Source organism: Methyloversatilis sp. NSM2 (genome assembly GCF_038066675.1).
GTDB lineage: Bacteria > Pseudomonadota > Gammaproteobacteria > Burkholderiales > Rhodocyclaceae > Methyloversatilis > Methyloversatilis discipulorum_A.
The window spans coordinates 576,058-596,419 of record NZ_JBBUKV010000004.1; the positions used below are offsets into that span (position 1 = coordinate 576,058).

General features: G+C 66.0%; 18 protein-coding genes and 2 tRNA genes. 10 read left to right on the plus strand and 10 right to left on the minus strand.

The genetic code is table 11. The features are described from left to right. Positions 1-68 precede the first annotated feature (68 nt). Genes WJU27_RS10375 through WJU27_RS10390 form a run of 4 tightly spaced genes read left to right on the plus strand, consistent with a single transcriptional unit; the run spans position 69 to position 4,353 of the window. Positions 69-335, plus strand: coding sequence for a hypothetical protein (locus tag WJU27_RS10375; protein ID WP_341422068.1), 267 nt, complete (start codon positions 69-71; stop codon positions 333-335). Further along, a complete protein-coding gene (locus tag WJU27_RS10380) occupies positions 335-595 on the plus strand; it encodes a hypothetical protein (protein ID WP_020163811.1) in 261 nt (86 codons plus the stop codon). Before WJU27_RS10375 ends, WJU27_RS10380 begins: the two co-directional genes overlap by 1 nt. Further along, positions 592-2,169 (plus strand): PepSY-associated TM helix domain-containing protein, encoded by a 1,578-nt coding sequence (locus WJU27_RS10385; RefSeq protein ID WP_341422069.1) that lies wholly within the window; start codon positions 592-594, stop codon positions 2,167-2,169. Before WJU27_RS10380 ends, WJU27_RS10385 begins: the two co-directional genes overlap by 4 nt. A gap of 54 nt (positions 2,170-2,223) precedes the next feature. Continuing rightward, entirely contained in the window at positions 2,224-4,353 is a 2,130-nt protein-coding gene (locus WJU27_RS10390; protein ID WP_341422070.1) for a TonB-dependent siderophore receptor, read from the plus strand. A 39-nt stretch (positions 4,354-4,392) separates the two neighbouring features. Here the strand turns inward: WJU27_RS10390 and pepN are convergent, their stop codons facing one another. Then, the gene (gene pepN, locus WJU27_RS10395) at positions 4,393-7,041 is read right to left on the minus strand and encodes an aminopeptidase N (RefSeq protein ID WP_341422071.1); all 2,649 of its coding nucleotides are present in this window, start codon (positions 7,039-7,041) and stop codon (positions 4,393-4,395) included. A 256-nt stretch (positions 7,042-7,297) separates the two neighbouring features. Between pepN and WJU27_RS10400 the strand changes: the two genes are divergently transcribed. Beyond that, positions 7,298-7,885: a hypothetical protein gene (locus WJU27_RS10400; protein WP_341422072.1), complete on the plus strand. Its 588-nt coding sequence runs from the start codon at positions 7,298-7,300 to the stop codon at positions 7,883-7,885. A gap of 130 nt (positions 7,886-8,015) precedes the next feature. Here WJU27_RS10400 and WJU27_RS10405 read toward each other — a convergent pair. From WJU27_RS10405 to WJU27_RS10440, 8 genes are all read right to left on the minus strand, one after another. Continuing rightward, positions 8,016-8,091 (minus strand) — tRNA-Thr (locus tag WJU27_RS10405). A gap of 78 nt (positions 8,092-8,169) precedes the next feature. Further along, complete coding sequence (locus tag WJU27_RS10410; RefSeq protein ID WP_296809698.1) at positions 8,170-8,586, minus strand: Fur family transcriptional regulator; 417 nt, start codon at positions 8,584-8,586, stop codon at positions 8,170-8,172. Between the two features lie 43 nt (positions 8,587-8,629). Beyond that, a complete protein-coding gene (gene ispH / locus WJU27_RS10415; protein WP_020163806.1) occupies positions 8,630-9,556 on the minus strand; it encodes a 4-hydroxy-3-methylbut-2-enyl diphosphate reductase in 927 nt (308 codons plus the stop codon). A 10-nt stretch (positions 9,557-9,566) separates the two neighbouring features. Continuing rightward, a complete protein-coding gene (locus WJU27_RS10420; RefSeq protein WP_020163805.1) occupies positions 9,567-10,001 on the minus strand; it encodes an FKBP-type peptidyl-prolyl cis-trans isomerase in 435 nt (144 codons plus the stop codon). After that, positions 9,998-10,492, minus strand: coding sequence for a signal peptidase II (lspA, locus tag WJU27_RS10425; RefSeq protein ID WP_020163804.1), 495 nt, complete (start codon positions 10,490-10,492; stop codon positions 9,998-10,000). The genes WJU27_RS10420 and lspA overlap by 4 nt, the downstream gene beginning before the upstream one ends. Positions 10,493-10,502: 10 nt before the next feature. Continuing rightward, positions 10,503-13,316 carry an isoleucine--tRNA ligase gene (ileS, locus tag WJU27_RS10430; protein WP_341422073.1) on the minus strand — a complete coding sequence of 938 codons (2,814 nt, stop codon included), beginning with the start codon at positions 13,314-13,316 and terminating at the stop codon, positions 10,503-10,505. Between the two features lie 15 nt (positions 13,317-13,331). After that, positions 13,332-14,273, minus strand: coding sequence for a bifunctional riboflavin kinase/FAD synthetase (locus WJU27_RS10435; RefSeq protein WP_341422074.1), 942 nt, complete (start codon positions 14,271-14,273; stop codon positions 13,332-13,334). Positions 14,274-14,322: 49 nt separating this feature from the next. Next, positions 14,323-14,407: transfer RNA gene (locus WJU27_RS10440), tRNA-Leu, on the minus strand. 61 nt (positions 14,408-14,468) lie between these two features. On the opposite strand from WJU27_RS10440, the gene queA reads away from it, so the two are divergent. The 5 genes from queA (at position 14,469) to secF (ending at position 19,968) form a co-directional block, all read left to right on the plus strand. Further along, entirely contained in the window at positions 14,469-15,560 is a 1,092-nt protein-coding gene (gene queA, locus WJU27_RS10445) for a tRNA preQ1(34) S-adenosylmethionine ribosyltransferase-isomerase QueA (protein WP_341422075.1), read from the plus strand. Continuing rightward, positions 15,550-16,659, plus strand: coding sequence for a tRNA guanosine(34) transglycosylase Tgt (gene tgt / locus WJU27_RS10450; RefSeq protein WP_341422076.1), 1,110 nt, complete (start codon positions 15,550-15,552; stop codon positions 16,657-16,659). Before queA ends, tgt begins: the two co-directional genes overlap by 11 nt. Before the next feature lie 102 nt (positions 16,660-16,761). Further along, positions 16,762-17,088 carry a preprotein translocase subunit YajC gene (gene yajC / locus WJU27_RS10455; protein WP_019919264.1) on the plus strand — a complete coding sequence of 109 codons (327 nt, stop codon included), beginning with the start codon at positions 16,762-16,764 and terminating at the stop codon, positions 17,086-17,088. Between the two features lie 63 nt (positions 17,089-17,151). Next, the gene (gene secD, locus WJU27_RS10460; protein ID WP_296809689.1) at positions 17,152-19,002 is read left to right on the plus strand and encodes a protein translocase subunit SecD; all 1,851 of its coding nucleotides are present in this window, start codon (positions 17,152-17,154) and stop codon (positions 19,000-19,002) included. A 27-nt stretch (positions 19,003-19,029) separates the two neighbouring features. Continuing rightward, the gene (gene secF / locus WJU27_RS10465) at positions 19,030-19,968 is read left to right on the plus strand and encodes a protein translocase subunit SecF (protein ID WP_019919266.1); all 939 of its coding nucleotides are present in this window, start codon (positions 19,030-19,032) and stop codon (positions 19,966-19,968) included. Between the two features lie 67 nt (positions 19,969-20,035). On the opposite strand, the gene WJU27_RS10470 is transcribed toward secF, so the two are convergent. After that, the gene (locus tag WJU27_RS10470) at positions 20,036-20,356 is read right to left on the minus strand and encodes a DUF2322 family protein (protein WP_020163745.1); all 321 of its coding nucleotides are present in this window, start codon (positions 20,354-20,356) and stop codon (positions 20,036-20,038) included. Positions 20,357-20,362: the final 6 nt, after the last annotated feature.

The window sequence follows — 20,362 nt, forward strand, 5'->3', positions numbered from 1 at the left end:
CCTGTTCACATACGCAGTTACATGGTGTCTAATTCCGGGCCAAGCAATCGAGTGGCTGGTCCGCAATCATGATTATTCTCGCCATGTTGACGTGCGCGCTGTGTGCCGTCGCCTGTTACATCTGCAGCCCGCGGCAGGTGCTGCTGCACCGCCGCCCTCCTCTGTCCTGGCGACTTGCCGCCTGCATCGTGCCCGGTGCACTGTCGCTGTGGGCATGGGCCGAGGTGCTCGGCCCGGTCGCCGGCCCCTGTGCCGGACTGGTCGCCTGGATGCTGATGCTCGCCACGCTGCCCTGGGCGCTGCTGCCCGGACAGTCCGCACGGGAGCCATCGTGATGTGGGGTCGTTTTGCCGCCGGCGCGCTGCTCGGCATTCCGCTCGCCGCCGCACTGACCGGGCTGATCGCCTGGGGTTGGCCCGGGCGTTGGCAGGACGTACTGGTGCCGTCGCTGCAACTGTTCTTCCCGCTGTGGACCGCCATCGCCTGCGCCGCCGTGCTGTTCGCCGACACCCGCAGTGCCTGGCTGCGCATGCTGTCCCTGAACATCGCGGCCGCAGGTCTGCTGACCATCGTACGACTTGGAGGCGCGCTGTGAAGTCATCCACCCTCCGACATTTCTCCGCCCTGCACACGTGGACCGGCCTGATCGCCGGCTTCGCGCTGTTCGTCGCCTTCTACTGCGGCGCCATCACGGTGTTCCATGAGGACCTGCACCACTGGCAGAGTCCGGAGCACCGCCATACCGCGCAGGCGGTCACGACGGACGAACTGCCCGCCCTGATCGACGGCATGGTGCGCAAGCATCCGCAGGCGGCCGCCGACTTCTTCGTACAACTGCCGTCGCCCAGCGCGCCGTCGCCGGTCGCCTACTGGAAGGAGGACGGCGAATGGACGCACGCGCCGCTGCGCGTCGCCGCCGGACTGGAAGACGAAGCGCCGCATTCGGGCCTGGCGGATCTGATCAACAGCCTGCATTTCTCGCTCGGGCTGCCGGTCGCCGGCATCTATGTGATGGGCATCGTATCGATGATGTACGGCGTGGCACTGGTGTCGGGCGTGCTCATCCACCTGCCACTGCTGCTGCGCGACCTGTTCGCACTGCGTCCGGGCCGCAACCTGAAGCGCTTCTGGCAGGACGCGCACAACGCGATCGGTGTCTGCAGCCTGCCTTTCCACATCGTGTTCGCGATCAGCGGTGCGCTGCTGTGCCTGTCGGCAGTGCTGATCGCGCTGATGAACGTGCCGGTGTTCGGCGGCGAACTGCCGCTCGAGATCCGGCGTGCGACGCGAGTGTCCACCGGTGCAGATGCATCGGGCGAGGCGTCGCCGATGCAGTCGCCTGCAGCGCTGGTCACGGCCGCGCGCGCGGCCGCGCCTGAATTCGAGCCGAAGTGGCTGCGCTACTACCAGTACGGCGACCGCGCCGCTCAGGTCGAGGTGAGGGGCACCAGCCCGCGTGCGCTGGCAGTATCCGGCGGCGTGGCGCTCGAAGCGGCTACCGCCCGCGTACTGAACGTGCAGACCGGAGGCCGCAACGATGCCAATCATGCTGCCTACGCCGGCCTCTACGCGCTGCACTTCGGCAGCTATGGCGGCGCCATCGTGCAAGGTCTGTACGGCCTGCTCGGTCTGGCCGGCGCCTTCCTGTTCTTCAGCGGCAATCTGCTGTGGATAGAGGCAAGGCGCAAGCGCCAGCAGGTCGCTCAACCGACGCATCTGGTGCGCATGGCGCAGGCAACGATAGGCGTCTGCGTCGGCTGCTGCGCTGCGGTGTCCGCAGCCTTCGTCGCCACCCAGATCGCGGCCGCAATGCCGGGAGCCGACCGCGAACTGATCGAGAAGAGTGCCTGCTTCGGCGTGTTCTTCGCCGCGCTGGCGTGGTCCTTCGCGCGCCCGCCCTCGCGCGCAGCGTTCGAACTGCTGCTCTTGACCGGGGCATTGACGGCCGCGATTCCGCTCAGTCACGGCGCGCTGACCGGTGACCATCTGCTGCGCAGCGCCCTGCTCGGCGACTGGGTGCTGCTCGGCATCGACCTGTGCGCGCTGCTGATGGCGGCCGGCTATGTCTGGCTCGCCGCGCTGACACGAAAACGTGCCCTGGACGGTGATCCGAACAGCGTCTGGGCCGCCCCCACCGATGGAACCCAGCCAATGCGCCAGGCCATTTGAAAACCGCGCCGGCGCGCTGTCGCCGGCCATTCGATTCAAGATTCCGGAGAAGCCATGAAACGAGTTCCCCGCGCAGCGATGCGCCTGGGGCCGGTCAGTCTCGCGCTGCTGGCCTGGACGCACGGCGCCCACGCCGCCGACGTACCCACCCTGCCGGCCGTCAAGGTCGAGGACGCGCGCGCCACCGAAAAGGCCGACGGCCCGGTCCGCGGCTACGTCGCAAAGCGCAGCGCCTCGGCCACCAAGACCGACACGCCGCTGGTCGAAACCGCTCAGTCGATCTCGGTCATCACGCGCGACCGGCTGGAAGCGCAGTCGGTGGTGTCGGTGCAGGACGCGCTGCGCTACACCGCCGGCGCTCGTGCTGAACCCTATGGACTGGACAATCGCGGCGACTGGGCGCAACTGCGCGGCGCCAGCTTCACCCAGTACCAGGACGGCCTGCGCATGCTGTTCGGCAGCTACAACAACATCCGTCCGGACGTCTACACGCTGGAGCGGGTCGAGGTGCTGCGCGGCCCCTCCTCCATCATGTACGGCCAGGGCAGTTTCGGCGGCACCGTAAACCTGGTGTCGAAGCGCCCGCTGGCGGAGGCCCAGCACGAAGTGCAGGCGGTCGTCGGCAACAACGGCCTGAAGCGTCTGGCCGTCGATTCGACCGGCCCGCTCGACAGCGAAGGCAAGTGGCTGTACCGGCTGGTGGCGGTCGGCCAGGATGCGGAGACCCAGGTCGACCACACACAGGACGACCGCATGGTGTTCATGCCCTCGCTGACCTGGCGCCCGAGCACCGATACCGAACTGACGGTGTGGGCCAATCTGCAGCGCGACCACACGAACACGACGCAGTTCTTCTTCCCGCACCAGGGCACCGTGCTGCCGGCGCCGAACGGCCGCATTCCGTTCCGCACCAATATCAGCGAACCGGGATTCGACCGCTACATCGGCGAGCAGCAGGCCTTCGGCTACCGCTTCGAGCACCGCTTCAACGACGCGCTGACATTGCGTCAGAACGTGCGCCATTCCGACAGCCAAGTCACCTACCAGTCGGTCTACAGCCGCTTCGGCCCAGCCCCCGTACTGAACCCGGACGGCCGTACGCTGAACCGCACGATCTACGTGTCCAAGCCCGAGGTCGAGGCGCTCACCGCCGACACGCAACTGCAGGCGAACTTCTCGCACGGACCGTTCGAGCATACGGTGCTGTTCGGCTTCGACTTCCAGCGCGTGCTCACCAGCTCGGTAATGGGTCGCGGCAACGCGCCGGCGATCGACGTCTATGCGCCGGTCTATGGCAACTACACGGTGCCCGCGCTGGCGCGGCAGCCGGACACCCAGCTCTACCAGAGCGGCTTCTACCTGCAGGAGCAGCTGAAGATAGACCGCCGCTGGATCGCCACCATAGGCGCACGCCGCGACTGGGCGCGCCAGAACAACGATCTCGACGCGGCGTCGGCGCGCATTGACACGCACGCCACCACCTGGCGTGCCGGCCTGCTGCACCTGTTCGACAACGGCTGGGCGCCCTACGTGAGCTATTCGGAATCGTTCAACCCGAGCGCCGGCTTCAACTTCTACAACGAGGCCTACAAGCCGCTCGAAGGCGAACAGTGGGAAGTCGGCGTGAAGTACCAGCCGCCGGGCAGCCTCCTGTTCCTGACGCTGGCCGCCTACGAGCTGAAGGAGAAGAACCGCCTGACCGCCGACCCGAACAACGCGCTGAACCGCATCCAGGTCGGCGAGGCGACGATACGTGGCGTCGAGGCGGAAGCGCAGGCCAGCCTCGCAGGCGGCGTCGATCTGATCGCGACCTACACCTACACCGACAGCGAGATCACCCAGAGCAACGCGGCGGATCTCGGCAAGCGTCTCGCCAGCATTCCGGAACACATGGCGAGCGCCTGGGCGGTGAAGCGCTTCACCGCCTTCGAGCTGCCCGGTCAGTTCGAGGTGGGCGGCGGCGTACGCTACATCGGCGCCAGCTGGGACGGCACCGACAGCCTGCGTACGCCTTCGATCACGCTGATGGACGCATTGCTCGCCTACCGGACAGGCCAGTGGCGCTATGCGCTCAACGTCGACAACATCGCCGACCGCGAGTACTACACAACCTGCCTGTCACGCGGTGACTGCTTCCTCGGCACGCTGCGTACGGTGCGCGCTTCGGCCACCTATCGCTTCTGATCCGCGGCGGCTGCGGCCCGGCCGGGCCGCAGCACGGTGTCAGGCCAGCGCCCGACCCACCACCTCGGCCACGTCGGCCGACAGCCCCTGCAGGTCGCGGATGCTCTCCAGCGCCTTGCGTGCGTGGGCCTGACGGCCGTCATCGAAGCGACGCCAGCGGTCGAAAGCCCGGGCCACCCGCGACGCGACCTGCGGATTCACCGGGTCCAGTTCGCGGATGACGCCGGCGGCGTAGGCGTAGCCGGAGCCGTCGGCGGCGTGGAAGTGCAGCGGATTGGCGGCGCAGAAGGTGCGCACCAGCGCATACACCTTGTTCGGGTTCTTCAGGTCGAAGGCCTCGTGCGCCATCAGCTCGCGCACGCGGGCGCGGGCGTCCGGCAGCGGCGAGGTCGCCTGCACCGCCAGCCACTTGTCCACCACCAGCGCCTCGTCCTTCCAGCGTGCATAGAACTCGTTCAGCGCCACTTCGCGCAGCGGTGTTTCGCTGTGCGCCAGCAGCGAGAACGCGGCGAACTGGTCGGTCATGTTGTCGGCGTCGCGGAACTGCGCCAGCGCGCGCAGCTGCAGCGCACTGTCGTCCAGCGTCATCAGGTAGCCGAGCGCGAGGTTGCGCAGTGCGCGCCGGCCCATCGCCGCCGGTTCCGGTGCGTAGGCGCCCGACACGACATGACGCGCCAGCAACGCCTCGAACTGCGGCCGCAGCCGCTCGGCCAGCGTGCGCCTGAAAAACGTGCGCACGCGGTGGATTGCGTCCGGGTCGATCACCGCCATCTGGTCGCCCAGCCAGGCTTCGGATGGCAGCGTGAGCGCCTCGGCAGCAAAGGCCGGATCGGCGTCCGCCTGTGCCAGCACCGCAGCGAAGGCATCGACGAACAGATCGGGCACCGTGGGCTCACTGCGGGCTTGCACCTGCGCCACACCGGCCAGCATCAACCGCGTCGCCAGCCGCTGGCCGGCCTCCCAGCGGTTGAATTCGTCACTGTCGTGCGCCATCAAGGTCGCCAGCCCGACATCGCCGTAATCGAAATCGAGCGCCACCGGTGCCGAGAAATTGCGCAGCAGCGACGGCAGCGGCGCCGACGCGAGCGCATGCGACGACAGATCGAACTCGAAGGTCTGCGTCGCCTCGGTCAGTGACAGCACCGTGGTCGGCAGGATTTCGCGTCCATCCGCACTCAGCAGACCCAGCGCCACCGGAATGTGCAGCGGGCCGCGAGCGAACTGCAGCCCCTCCTCAGCCAGACGTTTCTCGTAGGCGGTTTCCGGGTTCGACTGGGTCAGCGTCAGCGTCCATCGTCCGCTGGTGGCATCGAAGGCGGCTTCGGCCTTCAGCCGCGGCGTACCGGCCTGTTCGTACCAGCGGCGGAACTGGGTCAGATCGACGCCTGATGCGTCCTGCATCGCCGACACGAAGTCATCGCAGGTCACTGCCTGTCCGTCGTGCCGCTCGAAATACAGATCCATGCCGCGACGAAAACCATCCTCGCCGAGCAGCGTGTGGATCATCCGCACCACCTCGGCCCCCTTCTCATAGACGGTGGCGGTATAGAAGTTGTTGATTTCCTCGTAGCTGGCGGGTCGTATCGGGTGCGCCATCGGCCCGGCGTCCTCCGGGAACTGCGCCGCGCGAAGCCCGCGCACTTCCTGGATGCGCTGTACCGGGCGCGAGTATTCATCCGACCCGTATTCCTGGTCACGGAAAACGGTCAGGCCTTCCTTCAATGACAGCTGGAACCAGTCGCGGCAGGTGACGCGGTTGCCTGTCCAGTTATGGAAATACTCGTGCGCAACCACGCGGTCGATGTTCATGTAATCGACGTCGGTGGCGATGTCCGGCCGCGCGAGCACGTACTTGGTATTGAAGATGTTGAGGCCCTTGTTCTCCATCGCCCCCATATTGAAGTCGCCGACGGCGACGATCATGTAGCGGTCGAGGTCGAGCTCCAGGCCAAAACGCTGTTCGTCCCAGCGCATCGACTTCTTCAGTGCATGCATCGCGAAATCGCACTGGTCCAGCTTGCCCGGCTCGACATAGATCGCCAGATCGACCTTGCGGCCGGATGCCGTCGTATAGCTGTCGTCGAGGCGGTCGAGCTTCGCCGCGACCATGGCGAACAGGTAGCAGGGCTTGGGGAAGGGATCGACCCAGCGCGCCCAGTGGCGACCACCCTCCTCGTCGCCGCTCGCGACCAGGTTGCCGTTGGCCAGCAGGTCTGGGAAGCGCGCCCTGTCGGCGTGCAGCGTCACGGTGTAGCGTGACATGACGTCCGGACGGTCCGGGAACCAGGTGATGCGACGGAAGCCTTCCGCCTCGCACTGCGTGAAGTAGCCGTCCTTCGAGCGGTAGAAGCCGGACAGCGTGGTGTTCTCGTCCGGTTTGATGCGCACCTGCGTCGCGACACGGCAACGGTCGGGAAGATCGGCCAGTTCGAGTCTGCCTTCGCGCACGAAGGAGGCCGGCGCGGGCAGCGCGCGTCCATCGACGCTGAGCTGCAGCAGTTCAAGCGCCTCCCCGTCGAGCTGCAGCGGTGCGCGTGGCACCGATTCGTTGCGGCGCAACATCATGACGGCAGCAACCAGGGCCGTACCGTCGTCGACGAGGGTTACGTCGAGTTCGACCTCGTCCACCCACCAGGCGGGAGCGACGTAATCACGAAGGTGGATGGCGCGCGAAAAAGAGTTCTTCATTTGTTAACTTCCGTGTCGATAACACCAGAGGTGCAGGTTCGGACAAGTTCCGGGTTGCGGGATTCCCTCGGTCTGCATCAAGCCCCACGGCCGTTTGCGGCGCATCGTGTCAAGCGCGCGTGGTGTGACGGAGGTCGAGGAAGCGGAGATCGGAGGAAAAGTAGTATCCGGGTAAACCCTTAGTCCGGGTGACCTAAGTTCCAAAGAATGACACATCGCAGCATTACCATCGAATCAACAACTCAAAAGGTATGCCATGGGTGCAAGTCTGAACGAAGGGGGCATCGTCGCGCGCCAACAAGGCGCAGGCGAAGAACTGTCCCCGGCCCGTACGCGGGCGAGCTGGCCGCGCTTCTCGGCGAATGCCGCGCATCATGACAGCACGTCCGCGCACGATGCAGCCCCGGCTGCTCCGGGCCTGCGCAACTGGACGGCTGGCGAACTGGCAGCGCTGCTGTGTGAGTTCCTGAAGCGGGAACACGCCGCTCTCGCCGCCTGCCACGGCCAGCAGGTCGAATCCGACTGGATCCCGCTGGCACGCGCCCTGGCCATCCGCCTGTCCGAAGCACCGGGCATGTCGCTCGCCACCAGCCCGCTGAAGACCCGTTTCCTGCTGCGCGAACAGATCGGCGCCTGGCTCGTGCATACGGCACTGGACGCCAGCGCAGCGCACACCGTGCGCATCGCGCTGCCCGACACCTGGAGCAACGGCAAGGTGCTCGCCTACCTGTTCCGTCACGAAATCGCACCGATGCACCACGTCACCGCCGCGCTGCGCAGTCTCAGTGTCCCACTGGCGCTGAGTGAAGAAGTCGCTGGCGACAGCCTGCAGGTGAATGGCTGAGCGCACATCGCGCTGATCAAATCGAAGGGGTTGCCGCCGCGAGGCCGCAACCCCTTGTTTTTTCATGGAATCCAGCCGCACAAAACAAAAAAGCCAGTTCGCAAGAACTGGCTTTTCTGTTTCATTTCACTGGTGCCGCTGACCGGAATCGAACTGGTGACCTTCGCATTACGAATGCGCTGCTCTACCGACTGAGCTACAGCGGCAATAAAGAGCGCGCATGATAGCCGCTGAAGGGCTCAAAATCAATTCAGGTAGCGCAGAAAGCGGTAATTTCGCCGCACTCAGACGCCCGGACGCACGCGCACGACGATGTCTACACCGTCGGCCACCATGCCCGGCGGCAATTGCGGCATGCCCTCGATGCGCAAGGTGCTGTTCGGAATATCGGTCAGGCAGCCGGTCACGACGTCGTACAGGTGATGATGCGGTTCGGTGTTCGGATCGAAGAACACCTTGGTCGGATCAACGATCACCTCGCGGATCAGCCCGGCCTCACGCAACACCTTGAGCGTGTTGTAGACGGTCGCCTTCGACGCGGACGGGGAAGTCTCGTTGACCATGGCCAGTATCTGGTCGGCCGACAGATGCTCCATGCGCGAGAACAGCACGCAGGCGATGTCGATGCGCGGCTGCGTCAGGTTGATGTCGTGAGCGCGCAGCAGATCAATGGTCTGTTCGCGGTTGAGCGGAGATTTCATGGTTTCGAGTATATGAAACGGAGTGCCGTCACGCAAAGCCCGATCACGGCTGAGCCAGTTCCTTCGGCAGCGGAAAATTCACGTTCTCCGGCGTGCCATCCAGCGTCCTGACCGATGCCGCACCCAGTTCGCGCAACCGGGCGATCACCGCATCCACCAGCACTTCGGGTGCCGACGCCCCGGCGGTGACGCCGATGCGCTTGCGTCCTGCCAGCCACGCGGGATCAATCTGGTTGGCGTTGTCGATCAGGTGCGCCGGTACGCCGAACTGCTCTGCCACTTCGCGCAGGCGGTTGGAATTGGAACTGTTGGGCGAACCCACCACCAGCACCAGATCGCTGCGTGGCGCCATGAACTTGACCGCATCCTGACGGTTCTGCGTCGCGTAGCAGATGTCGTCACGCTTCGGACCGACGATGGTCGGAAAGCGGGCGCGCAGCGCGTCGACGATGATCTGCGCGTCATCGACCGACAGCGTGGTCTGCGTCACGTAGGCCAGCTTGTCCGGGTCGGTCACTTGAAGTGACTGCACGTCGGCCACGGTTTCGACCAGATACATGCCGCCCTCCGACTGCCCCATGGTGCCCTCGACTTCCGGGTGCCCCTTGTGGCCGATCATGACGATCTCGCGGCCGGCGTCGCGCATCTTGGCCACTTCGACGTGCACCTTGGTCACCAGCGGACAGGTCGCATCGAACACGCGCAGGCCACGCGACGACGCATCGTGACGTACGGCCTGCGGTACACCGTGCGCGCTGAAGATAAGCGTGGCGCCCTCCGGTACCAGCGTCAGATCGTCGATGAAGATGGCGCCCTTGGCGCGCAGGCTGTCGACGACGAACTTGTTATGCACGACTTCGTGGCGCACGTAGATTGGCGCCCCGTACTGCTCCAGCGCGCGCTCGACGATGGCGATCGCGCGCTCCACGCCGGCACAGAAGCCGCGCGGATTGGCCAGCAGCACGTCCATGTTCTCGCCCTCAGGAGACACCGATCACCTCCACCTCGAAACGCACGGCGCGGCCCGCCAACGGGTGGTTGAAATCGATCAGCGCGGACTGCTCGTCCAGTTCGCGCACCAGCCCGGGAAACTTGTTGCCGTCGTTATCGGTGAATTCGATCACCGAATGCACGTCCAGTTCGATGTCGGCCGGGATGTCGCGACGCGCAAAACGCTCGACCAGATCGGCCTTGTGCTCGCCGAATACCTCGCCCGGCGCCAGCTCGAACACATGGTGGCTGCCCACTTCCAGCCCGGCAAGACGCGCTTCGAGCGCCGGCGCCAGCTCGCCGCCTCCCAGCTGCAGCGTGGCCGGCGTCGATTCGAAGGTGCTGATCAGCGCCTGACCACCTTCCGGCAGCGCGACGCGGAAGTGCAGCGTGACCAGGCTGTCGGGTTTGACGGTGTCGTTCATGCTTGTTTCTCCGCGCGGGCGAAGCGGTCCGACAGACCGAACTGGTCTGCCAGCATCAGCACCACGCCCGCTGTGATGGCCGAGTCAGCCACATTGAAGGCCGGGAAGCCTCGGCTCCCGGCATGAAAATACAGGAAGTCGACCACGGCGCCGAGCACGACGCGGTCGATCAGGTTGCCGATCGCGCCGCCCAGTATCAGTGCCAGACCGAGCGGCAACACCACTTCGGCGACGTGCTTGCGCATCAGCATGATCAGCCAGATCGACACTGTGGACGTCAGTACGATGAAGAACCAGCGCTGCCAGCCGTCATGGTCGGCCAGGAAGCTGAAGGCGGCACCCGGGTTGTACACCAGCACCAGATCGAAGAACCAGGTGACCGACCAGCTCTGGCCATAGCTCAGCCACTGCGTGATCAGGTATTTGGTGAGCTGGTCCACCCCGACCACGAAGGCGGACAGGGCGAGCCAGCCGGCAAGGCGTGCGTTCATCGGCTTCCGTTCAGGCGTGTTCGCGGGCTTCGCCCGCACCGTGCAGATTGGCATCGCAACGGCCGCACAGTTCCGGATGTTCGGCATTGCTGCCGACATCTGCGCGGTAGTGCCAGCAGCGGGCGCACTTGGCGTGTGCGCTCGGCGTCGCCGTGACGCCCTGCTCCGCCTCGCTCGCCACCTTCTTCAGCGTCGCGGCCGAGGTGATCAGCACGAAGCGCAGATCGTCACCCAGCGACGCGAGGTCGTCGTGCAGTTCGCCGGCAGCGCGCACCTCGACTTCGGCCTGCAGCGACGAACCGATGCCGCCTTCCGAGCGCAGCGTTTCCAGCACGCGGGCCGATTCGGCGCGCAAGGTGCGGATGCGTGTCCAGCGCGCCATCAGTGCGGCTTCGTCCGCCTGTTCCGGCAGTTCGTGCCAGGTGGTCAGCATGACGCTGTCGGCCGACTTGTCGCCGAGTACGGTCCAGATTTCCTCGGCGGTGAAAGACAGCACCGGCGCCATCAGCCGCACCAGGGTGTGCGTAACGTGCCACAGCGCCGACTGCGCCGAACGGCGGGCGTGCGAGCCGGGTGCGGTGGTGTAGAGCCGGTCCTTCAGCACGTCGAGGTAGAAGGCGCCGAGGTCTTCCGAAGCGAAGTGCTGCAGCGCCTGCACCACGCGGTGGAATTCGTACTGGTCGTAGTCGGCGGTCACGCGCGCCTGCAGGTCGCGGGTCAGCGCCAGCGCATATCGGTCGATGGTGAGCCACTGGTCCGCCGGCAGCATGTCGGCCTGCGCGTCGAAGTCGGCGATGTTGGCGAGCAGGAAGCGCACCGTGTTGCGCAGCCGGCGGTAGGTTTCGACCACGCGGTCGAGAATTTCCTTCGAAATCGACAGCTCGCCCGAATAGTCGGTCGAGGCCAGCCACAGGCGCAGGATTTCAATGCCCAGCTTGTTGCCCACCTCCTGCGGCTCGATGCCGTTGCCGAGCGACTTCGACATCTTGCGGCCCTGCGCATCGACCGTGAAGCCGTGCGTCAGCAGCGCCTTGTACGGCGCCTGGCCGTCGATCGCGCAACCGGTCAGCAGCGACGAGTGGAACCAGCCGCGGTGCTGATCCGAACCTTCAAGGTAGAGGTCGGCCACCGGGCCGCCGTCGGTGCGCGCCAGATCGGCGTGCGAGCCGCGCAGCACGTGCCAATGGGTGGCGCCGGAATCGAACCAGACGTCCAGCGTGTCGCTGATCTTCTCGTACTGCGCCGCGTCGGCACCCAGCAGTTCGGCGGCGTCGAGGTTGAACCAGGCGTCGATGCCTTCGGCGTCCACGCGCTGCGCCACCGCTTCCATCAGTTCGACCGTGCGCGGATGCAGTTCGCCGCTTTCGCGGTGGATGAAGAACGGAATCGGCACGCCCCAGTTGCGCTGGCGCGAAATGCACCAGTCCGGCCGATTGGCGATCATTGCTGCCAGCCGCGCCTTGCCCCAGTCCGGGTAGAAGTCGGTGTTCTCGATCGCGGCCAGCGCCGATTCGCGCAGGCTGGGGCCGCCCTCGGGCTTCAGGTCCATGCCGACGAACCACTGCGCGGTAGCGCGGTAGATCAGCGGCGTCTTGTGGCGCCAGCAGTGCATGTAGCTGTGCTGGATCTTTTCGTGCGAGAACAGCGCGCCGACCTCGGCCAGCTTGTCCACGATGACCGGGTTTGCCTTCCAGATGTGCAGGCCGCCGAAGAAAGGCAGCGATTCGGCATACACGCCGTTGCTCTGCACCGGGTTCAGCACGTCGGCCACGGTCAGGCCGTTCTTCATGCAGGAGTTGAAGTCATCCACGCCATAGGCCGGCGCGCAATGCACGATGCCGGTACCGGCGTCGATGCCTACGTAGTCGGCCAGGAAGACCGGCGACTCGCGCTCGTACAGCGGATGATGGAAGGCGATGCGCTCCAGCTTGTCGCCGGTTGCGGTGGCCAGCACGCGGCCTTCGCGGCCGAAGCGCTTCAGGCTCTGTTCGACCAGCGCCTCGGCCAGCACCAGACAGCCGGCGTCGGTCTGCACCAGCGCATACACATGCTCCGGGTGCATGTTCAGCGCCTGGTTGGCAGGAATGGTCCACGGCGTGGTGGTCCAGATCACCGCATGCACGCTGCCCGCCGGCAGTTCGGCCAGACCGAATGCGGCGGCCAGACGGCCGCGCTCGCGCTCGCTGATCGGGAAGCCGACGTCGACCGCCGGGCTGCCCTTGTCCTGGTACTCGACTTCGGCTTCGGCCAGCGCCGATCCGCAGTCGAAACACCAGTTCACCGGCTTCAGGCCGCGATACACCCAGCCCTTCTTCACCATTTCGGCCAGTGCGCGGATTTCGCCCGCCTCGTTGCCGAAATCCATCGTGCGGTAGGGGCGGTCCCAGTCGGCCAGCACGCCAAGGCGGATGAAACCCTTCTTCTGGATCTCCACCTGCTCACCGGCGAAGGCGCGGCACAGCTTGCGCACCTCGGAGGCCGGCAGATTCTTGCCGTGTTTCTTCTCGATCTGGTGCTCGATCGGCAGACCGTGGCAGTCCCAGCCCGGCACGTAAGGCGCGTCGAAACCTGCCAGCGTCTTCGAGCGGACGATGATGTCCTTCAGGATCTTGTTCACCGCGTGGCCGAGGTGGATGTCGCCGTTCGCATACGGCGGGCCGTCGTGCAGCACGAACTTCGGACGGCCGGCGGCCTTTTCGCGGATGCGCTTGTAGAGCTGGGTCTGCTGCCACTGCTGAACCCAGCCGGGTTCGCGCTTGGGCAGGTCGCCGCGCATCGGGAAGGCGGTGTCGGGCAGGTTCAGCGTCGTGCGGTAATCAGCCATCTTGATCAGCCAGGTTCAGTCTTCGGAAATCGGATTTTCGGCGAACCACCTGCGGGTGTTCGCCACGTCCTGCGCGATCGCTTCGCGCAGCGCCTCCAGGCCTTCGTAGCGCGCTTCGTCGCGCAGCTTGTGGCAGAAGCGCACGGACACGTGCTGGTCGTACAGGTCGACCTCGCGGTCCAGCACATAGACCTCGCAGGTCGGCCGCAATCCGTCGGCAATCGTCGGACGCACGCCCACGCTGGCTGCGCCCGGCGCATTCAGCAGCCCGCCACCGGTGACGGTCGCCGCATAGATGCCGGACAGCGGCAGCGAACGGTGCTTGAGCTGGATGTTGGCGGTCGGGAAGCCGAGCTGGCGACCGATCTTCTGTCCGTGCTCGACGCGACCGCTGATCGCGTACGGGCGGCCGAGCAGGCGTTCGGCACGCGCCAGATCGCCCTGCTCCAGCGCTTCGCGCACGGCGGAACTGGAAGCGCGCTCGCCACCGATCTCGACGGTCTCCATGCTCGCCACCGAGAAGCCATGCAGTTCGCCGGCCGCGCGCAGTCGTTCGAAATCGCCTTCGCGGCCGCGACCGAAGCGAAAATCGTCGCCGATGATGAGGTGGCGCACGGCCAGTCCGCGCACCAGCAGTTCGTCGATGAAGGCCTGCGCACCGAGCGCGGCGAAGCGCGCGTTGAAGCGGCACACATAGACGCGATCGACGCCTGCCCGGCGGAAGAGCTCGAGCTTTTCGCGCAGGCTGGTGAGCCGCGTCGGCCGCCGCTCGTGCATGAAGAACTCGCGCGGGTGCGGCTCGAAGGTCATCACCGCGGCCGGCACGCCGAGCGCGCGCGCCTTCTCAGCCAGTTGCGCGAGCAATGTCTGGTGGCCGAGGTGCACGCCATCGAAATTGCCGATGGTCAGCGCGACCGGGGTGTCTGCGACGGACGGGATTGCGCGGAAGACCTGCACGAAAAGAGGGATGCGCGTGAAAAACGCGCAAGTATACCTGTGCACGTCGTGGTGCCGGGAGGGGGACTCGAACCCCCACACCTTGCGGCGGCGGATTTTGAATCCGCTGCGTCTACCGATTCCGCCATCCCGGCAGGGAAGAGGGCCGGATTATGCGGGCGACCGACGCCGTCCGGCAAGTCGCCGGGCGGTACAATGCGCGGTTTTTCGCGCTTCTCCGCCCCGTCCGACGCCGTGCTCAAGCTCTCCGACTTCGATTACGACCTGCCCGACGAACTGATCGCGCAGGCGCCACTGCCCGAACGCAGCGCCAGCCGCCTGCTGGTCGTCGGCCGCGACGCGCCGACCGACGCCAGCATCCGCGACCTGCCGCAATGGCTCGACCCCGGCGATCTGCTGGTGTTCAACGACACACGGGTGATGCACGCCCGCCTGTACGGACAGAAGGACAGCGGGGGTCAGGTCGAGGTATTGATCGAGCGGCTGACCGGCGAGCACGAGGCGCTGGCCCAGGTACGCGCCAGCAAGACGCCCAGACCCGGCAGCCGGTTGCGCATGGAGAACGCCTTCGACCTGGAGGTGCTGGGACGCGATGGCGAGTTCTTCGTGCTGCGCGGTCCGGCCGACGCACCGCTGCTCGATCTGCTGGAGCGCCACGGCCGCCTGCCGCTGCCGCCCTACATCGACCGCGCGGCGGCGGAAGCCGACGAAGAGCGCTACCAGACCGTGTTCGCGCGCGAAACCGGCTCGGTCGCCGCACCCACCGCCGGCCTGCATTTCGACGAGGCGCTGCTGGCCGCGGTCGCCGCGCGCGGCGTGCGCATCGCGCGGGTGACGCTGCACGTGGGCGCCGGCACCTTCCAGCCGGTGCGTGTCGAAAACCTGGCCGAGCACCGGATGCACAGCGAACGCTTCCAGCTGTCGGCCGACACCGCGCAGGCCATCGCCGACACCCGGGCAGCCGGCGGGCGAGTGGTCGCCGTCGGCACCACCAGCCTGCGCTGCCTGGAATCTGCGGCGGCCGCCTGCGGCGACGGCCCGCTGGTCGCCTGCAGCGGCGACACCCGGCTGTTCATCACGCCCGGCTACGACTTCCGCGTGATCGACGGCCTGCTCACCAATTTCCACCTGCCGAAGTCGACGCTGCTGATGCTGGTCTCTGCGCTGGCCGGCCGACGCCGCATCTTCGCGGCCTACGCGCACGCGGTGGCGCAGCGCTACCGCTTTTTCAGCTACGGCGACGCCATGTTCATTCCGGCGCGCATGAAGGATTCCGATGAAGTTTGAACTGCTCGCCACCGATGGTCTCGCCCGCCGCGGCCGCGTCACGCTGGCGCATGGCACTGTCGACACGCCCGTCTTCATGCCGGTCGGCACTTACGGCACCGTCAAGGGCATGGACCCGGCCGAATTGCGGGACATGGGCGCGCGCATCGTGCTCGGCAACACCTTCCACCTGTGGCTGCGACCGGGCACTGACATCATCCGCAAGCACGGCGGCCTGCACCGCTTCATGGGCTGGGACCGGCCCATCCTGACCGACTCCGGCGGTTTCCAGGTGTTCTCGCTCGGCGCGCTGCGCAAGATCACCGAAGAAGGCGTGCGCTTTGCCAGCCCGATCAACGGCGACAAGCTGATGCTGACGCCGGAGGAGTCGATGCGCATCCAGCACGATCTGAATTCCGACGTAGTGATGATTTTCGACGAGTGCACGCCCTACCCGGCCGATCACGCGACGGCGGCCGAGTCGATGCGGCTCAGCCTGCGCTGGGCACAGCGCTCGCGCGACGCGCACGACACGCTGGGCAACACGAATGCGCTGTTCGCCATCGTGCAGGGCGGCATGCATGAAGACCTGCGCGACGAGTCACTCGCCGGACTGAAGGACATCGGTTTCGACGGCTACGCCATCGGCGGCCTGTCGGTCGGCGAGCCGAAGGAGGACATGCAGCGCATCCTCGCGCACACGGCGCCCCGGCTGCCGCAGGATGCGCCGCACTATCTGATGGGCGTCGGCACGCCGGAGGACATCGTGCATGCGATCGGCTACGGTATCGACATGTTCGACTGCGTCATGCCGACCCGCAACGCGCGCAACGGCTGGCTGTTCACCCGCTACGGCGACATCAAGCTGAAGAACGCGCGCTACAAGGACGACACCGCGCCGCTCGACGCCTCCTGCGAGTGCCACACCTGCACGCACTACACACGTGCCTACCTGCACCACCTGCACCGCTGCAACGAAATGCTGGGCGCGCGCCTGAACACGCTGCACAACCTGCACTTCTACCAGCAGTTCACGCGCGAAGCGCGTGAAGCGATCGAAGCCGGCCGATACGCTCAGTGGTCAGCTTCCTTTCTGGCCGAACGCATGCGCGGTGTCTGACCCGCGCAATGGCCGATATGTGAGCAAATCCTGCCCATCCGGGCATGTAGGACGCGACTGATATACTCGCGAGCTTTCCAATAAGTCCAACCGGAGACCACCGTGCTCATTTCCCCCGCCTACGCGCAAGCCGCTGGCGCCGCCGATCCCACCGGCGGCATCATGGGCCTGCTGCCCATCGTCCTGATGTTCGTCGTGCTGTGGTTCCTGATGATCCGCCCGCAGATGAAGCGCGCCAAGGAACACAAGTCCATGGTCGAAGCGCTGGCCAAGGGCGACGAGGTCGTCACCCAGGGTGGCGTCGCCGGCCGCATCGTCAAGGTGAGCGACAACTTCATCACCGTCGAACTGGCACCGAACGTCGAAGTCGCGGTGCAGCGTCAGGCTGTATCGACCGTGCTGCCCAAGGGCACGCTGAAGGCGCTGTAAGCCATTCCGGCCCGGCCGGTGGCGAGCGCCACCGGCATTTCCCCTCCTGATTCCCGCCTCGCAATGAACCGCTACCCGCTCTGGAAAAACGCGCTGGTGATCGTGGCGCTGCTGCTCGGGCTGATCTACACGCTGCCCAACTTCTACGGCGAAGCCCCGGCCGTGCAGGTGTCGACGGCGCGCACCGGCGTCACCATCGACGCAGAACTGATGTCGCAGGTCGAGAACACGCTGAAGCAGGCGTCCATCGCCCACACCGGCCTGACACTGGACAACAGCGGCGTACGCGTGCGCCTGGCCGATACCGACACCCAGCTGAAGACACGCGACGTGCTCGAAAAGGCGCTGAACCCGGACGCCAATGACGCCCGCTACGTCGTGGCGCTGAACCTGCTGTCGAAATCGCCGACCTGGCTGCGCTCCTTCGGTGCGCTGCCGATGTACCTCGGCCTCGATCTGCGCGGCGGCGTGCACTTCCTGCTTCAGGTCGACATGAAGGGCGCGCTGACCAAGCGTGTCGATTCGATGGCGTCCGACCTGCGCACCCAGCTGCGCGAGAAGAACATCCGTCATGGCGGCATCAACCGCGAAGGCGACACGCTCGCGCTGCGTTTCCGCGACGCCGCCGGCCGCGACGCCGCGCGCGGCACGGTCGAGAGCGTGCTGCCCGACATGGCCTGGACCACCAGCGAATCCGGCGGCGACTTCGTGCTGACCGGCCGCATGAAGGAAATCGCCGAGAAGGACATCCGCGAGTCGGCGATCAAGCAGAACATCCTGACGCTGCAGAAGCGCGTGAACGAACTGGGCGTGGCCGAACCCATCATCCAGCAGCAGGGCGCGGACCGCATCGTCGTCCAGCTGCCCGGTGTGCAGGACGTGGCCAAGGCCAAGGACCTGATCGGCCGCACCGCTACGCTGGAGGTTCGCCTGGTCGACCAGGAGGCGATGCTCAGCGGGAATATGGACGGCCTTGAGGTCTATCCCGAGCGCGCGCGCAACGGCATCGTGACCCAGGTGCCGGTGAAGAAGCAGGTCATCCTGACCGGCGAGCGCTTCGAAACCGCGCAGTCCTCGTTCGACGACGCCAATCGCCCGGCCGTCGCCGTGAAGCTCGATTCGACCGGCGGCCGCATCATGCGCACGGTGACCCGCGAGAACCTGAAGAAGATGATGGCCATCCTGCTGTTCGAGAAGGGCCGCGGCGAGGCGATCTCGGTGGCGACCATTCAGGGCGAGTTCGGCGACCGCTTCCAGATCACCGGCCAGTTCAGCCCGCAGGAGACAAATACGCTGGCCATCCTGATCCGCTCGGGCGCGCTGGCTGCGCCGATGGACATCATCGAGGAACGCGTGATCGGCCCCTCGCTCGGCGCCGAGAACATCGAGAAGGGCTTCAACTCGACGATGTGGGGCTTCCTCGCGATCGCTGTGTTCATGATCGGCTACTACATGGTGTTCGGCTTCATCTCGTCCGCCGCGCTGGCCGCCAACCTGCTGTTCCTGATCGCGCTGCTGTCGCTGCTGCAGGCCACGCTGACACTGCCCGGCATTGCCGCCATCGCGCTGACGCTGGGCATGGCGATCGACGCCAACGTGCTGATCAACGAGCGCATCCGCGAGGAACTGCGCCTCGGTGTCAGCCCGCAGGCGGCGATCACCGCCGGCTACGAGCGCGCCTGGGCGACCATTCTCGACTCCAACGTCACCACCATGATTGCCGGCCTTGCGCTGCTCATCTTCGGCTCAGGCCCGGTGCGCGGCTTCGCCGTCGTGCATTGCCTGGGCATCCTGACCTCGATGTTCAGTGCCGTGGTGGTATCGCGCGCGATGGTGAACATGGTCTATGGCCGTGCCCGCAAGCTCGAGAAGCTGTCGATCGGCACCGTCTGGAAACCGGGCGCAGGCGCCTGAACCGCATACAAGGAAAGCTGAACAGCCATGGAATTCTTCCGTATCCGGCGCGACATCCCCTTCATGCGCCATGCGCTGGTGTTCAACGTCATTTCGCTGGTGACCTTCCTGCTCGCGGTGTTCTTCCTCGCCACGCGCGGCCTGCACCTGTCGGTTGAGTTCACCGGCGGCACGCTGATGGAAGTCGCCTACAGCGAGGCGGCCGATCTGAACGCGGTGCGCAAGTCATTGACCGACAGCGGCTTCAGTGACCCGCAGGTGCAGAACTTCGGCACCGCACGCGACGTGCTGATCCGTCTGCCGCTGGTCAAGGACAGCGACTCGGCCAAGGTGAGCCAGCAGGTGATGGCCACACTGTCGGCCGGTGAAGGCGCGAAGCCCGAACTGCGCCGCGTCGAGTACGTCGGCCCGCAGGTCGGCAAGGAACTGGCCGCCGACGGTTCGCTGGCGCTGATGCTGGTGATCATCGGCATCATGATCTACCTGGCGATGCGCTTCGAGTGGCGCTTCGCGGTGTCGGCCATCATCGCCAACCTGCACGACGTGGTCATCATCCTCGGCTTCTTCGCCGCCTTCCAGTGGGAATTCTCGCTGCCGGTGCTGGCTGCGGTGCTGGCCGTACTGGGCTATTCGGTGAATGAATCGGTGGTGGTGTTCGACCGCGTGCGCGAAGTGTTCCGCAATGCACGCAAGCGCACGATGAGCGTGCCGGAAGTGCTGGACCACGCGATCACCAGCACGATCTCGCGCACCATCATCACCCACGGTTCGACGCAGATGATGGTGCTGTCGATGCTGCTGTTCGGTGGCGAGGCGCTGCACTACTTCGCAGTCGCGCTGACCATCGGCATCTGCTTCGGCATCTACTCGTCGGTGCTGGTCGCCAGCCCGCTGGTCATGTGGCTGGGCGTCAAGCGCGAGCAGCTGGCCAAACCGGTCAAGCAGAAGCAGGAAGCGGTGGTCTGAGCACAGACCCTGCACCCAAAAAAGAAACCCGGCCGCGGCCGGGTTTCTTTTTGTCTGCCCGTTCCTATCAGGGCTGGGCGAACACCTGCTTCACGCGCAGGGTCTGGCCGTTCTCGATCAGCGCGATCAGGCGGTCTATGTTCGGGTGCTTGCCCGGGTTGGCCCTGGCATCGACGGTGTGCTCGGCGTAGATGTCCAGCGCCTGCTTCGCCGCATCCGGCGTGATGGCACCGTGCAGCTGCGCGAGGTGGTTGTAGACCGCCAGCGAGCCAGCCTGGCCCGGCTTGTTCTCGATGGTGGCGACCACTTCACCGGCCGCGTCCAGAAGCTGCAGCGCCGACAGATGCGACACGCCGGGCAGCGTCTTCAGGGTTTCCGCAAAACTCATCTTCGT

Bases quoted from the DNA above. Each gene is read 5' to 3' on its own strand.
- secD (WP_296809689.1), top strand. From the start codon at position 17,152: ATGAACCGCTACCCGCTCTGGAAAAACGCGCTGGTGATCGTGGCGCTG.
- WJU27_RS10470 (WP_020163745.1), bottom strand. From the start codon at position 20,356: ATGAGTTTTGCGGAAACCCTGAAGACGCTGCCCGGCGTGTCGCATCTG.
- WJU27_RS10375 (WP_341422068.1), top strand. From the start codon at position 69: ATGATTATTCTCGCCATGTTGACGTGCGCGCTGTGTGCCGTCGCCTGT.
- tgt (WP_341422076.1), top strand. From the start codon at position 15,550: ATGAAGTTTGAACTGCTCGCCACCGATGGTCTCGCCCGCCGCGGCCGC.
- pepN (WP_341422071.1), bottom strand. From the start codon at position 7,041: ATGAAGAACTCTTTTTCGCGCGCCATCCACCTTCGTGATTACGTCGCT.
- WJU27_RS10410 (WP_296809698.1), bottom strand. From the start codon at position 8,586: ATGAAATCTCCGCTCAACCGCGAACAGACCATTGATCTGCTGCGCGCT.
- ileS (WP_341422073.1), bottom strand. From the start codon at position 13,316: ATGGCTGATTACCGCACGACGCTGAACCTGCCCGACACCGCCTTCCCG.
- WJU27_RS10380 (WP_020163811.1), top strand. From the start codon at position 335: ATGTGGGGTCGTTTTGCCGCCGGCGCGCTGCTCGGCATTCCGCTCGCC.
- WJU27_RS10390 (WP_341422070.1), top strand. From the start codon at position 2,224: ATGAAACGAGTTCCCCGCGCAGCGATGCGCCTGGGGCCGGTCAGTCTC.
- lspA (WP_020163804.1), bottom strand. From the start codon at position 10,492: ATGAACGCACGCCTTGCCGGCTGGCTCGCCCTGTCCGCCTTCGTGGTC.
- secF (WP_019919266.1), top strand. From the start codon at position 19,030: ATGGAATTCTTCCGTATCCGGCGCGACATCCCCTTCATGCGCCATGCG.
- WJU27_RS10420 (WP_020163805.1), bottom strand. From the start codon at position 10,001: ATGAACGACACCGTCAAACCCGACAGCCTGGTCACGCTGCACTTCCGC.
- queA (WP_341422075.1), top strand. From the start codon at position 14,469: ATGCGCGGTTTTTCGCGCTTCTCCGCCCCGTCCGACGCCGTGCTCAAG.
- ispH (WP_020163806.1), bottom strand. From the start codon at position 9,556: ATGGACGTGCTGCTGGCCAATCCGCGCGGCTTCTGTGCCGGCGTGGAG.
- WJU27_RS10400 (WP_341422072.1), top strand. From the start codon at position 7,298: ATGGGTGCAAGTCTGAACGAAGGGGGCATCGTCGCGCGCCAACAAGGC.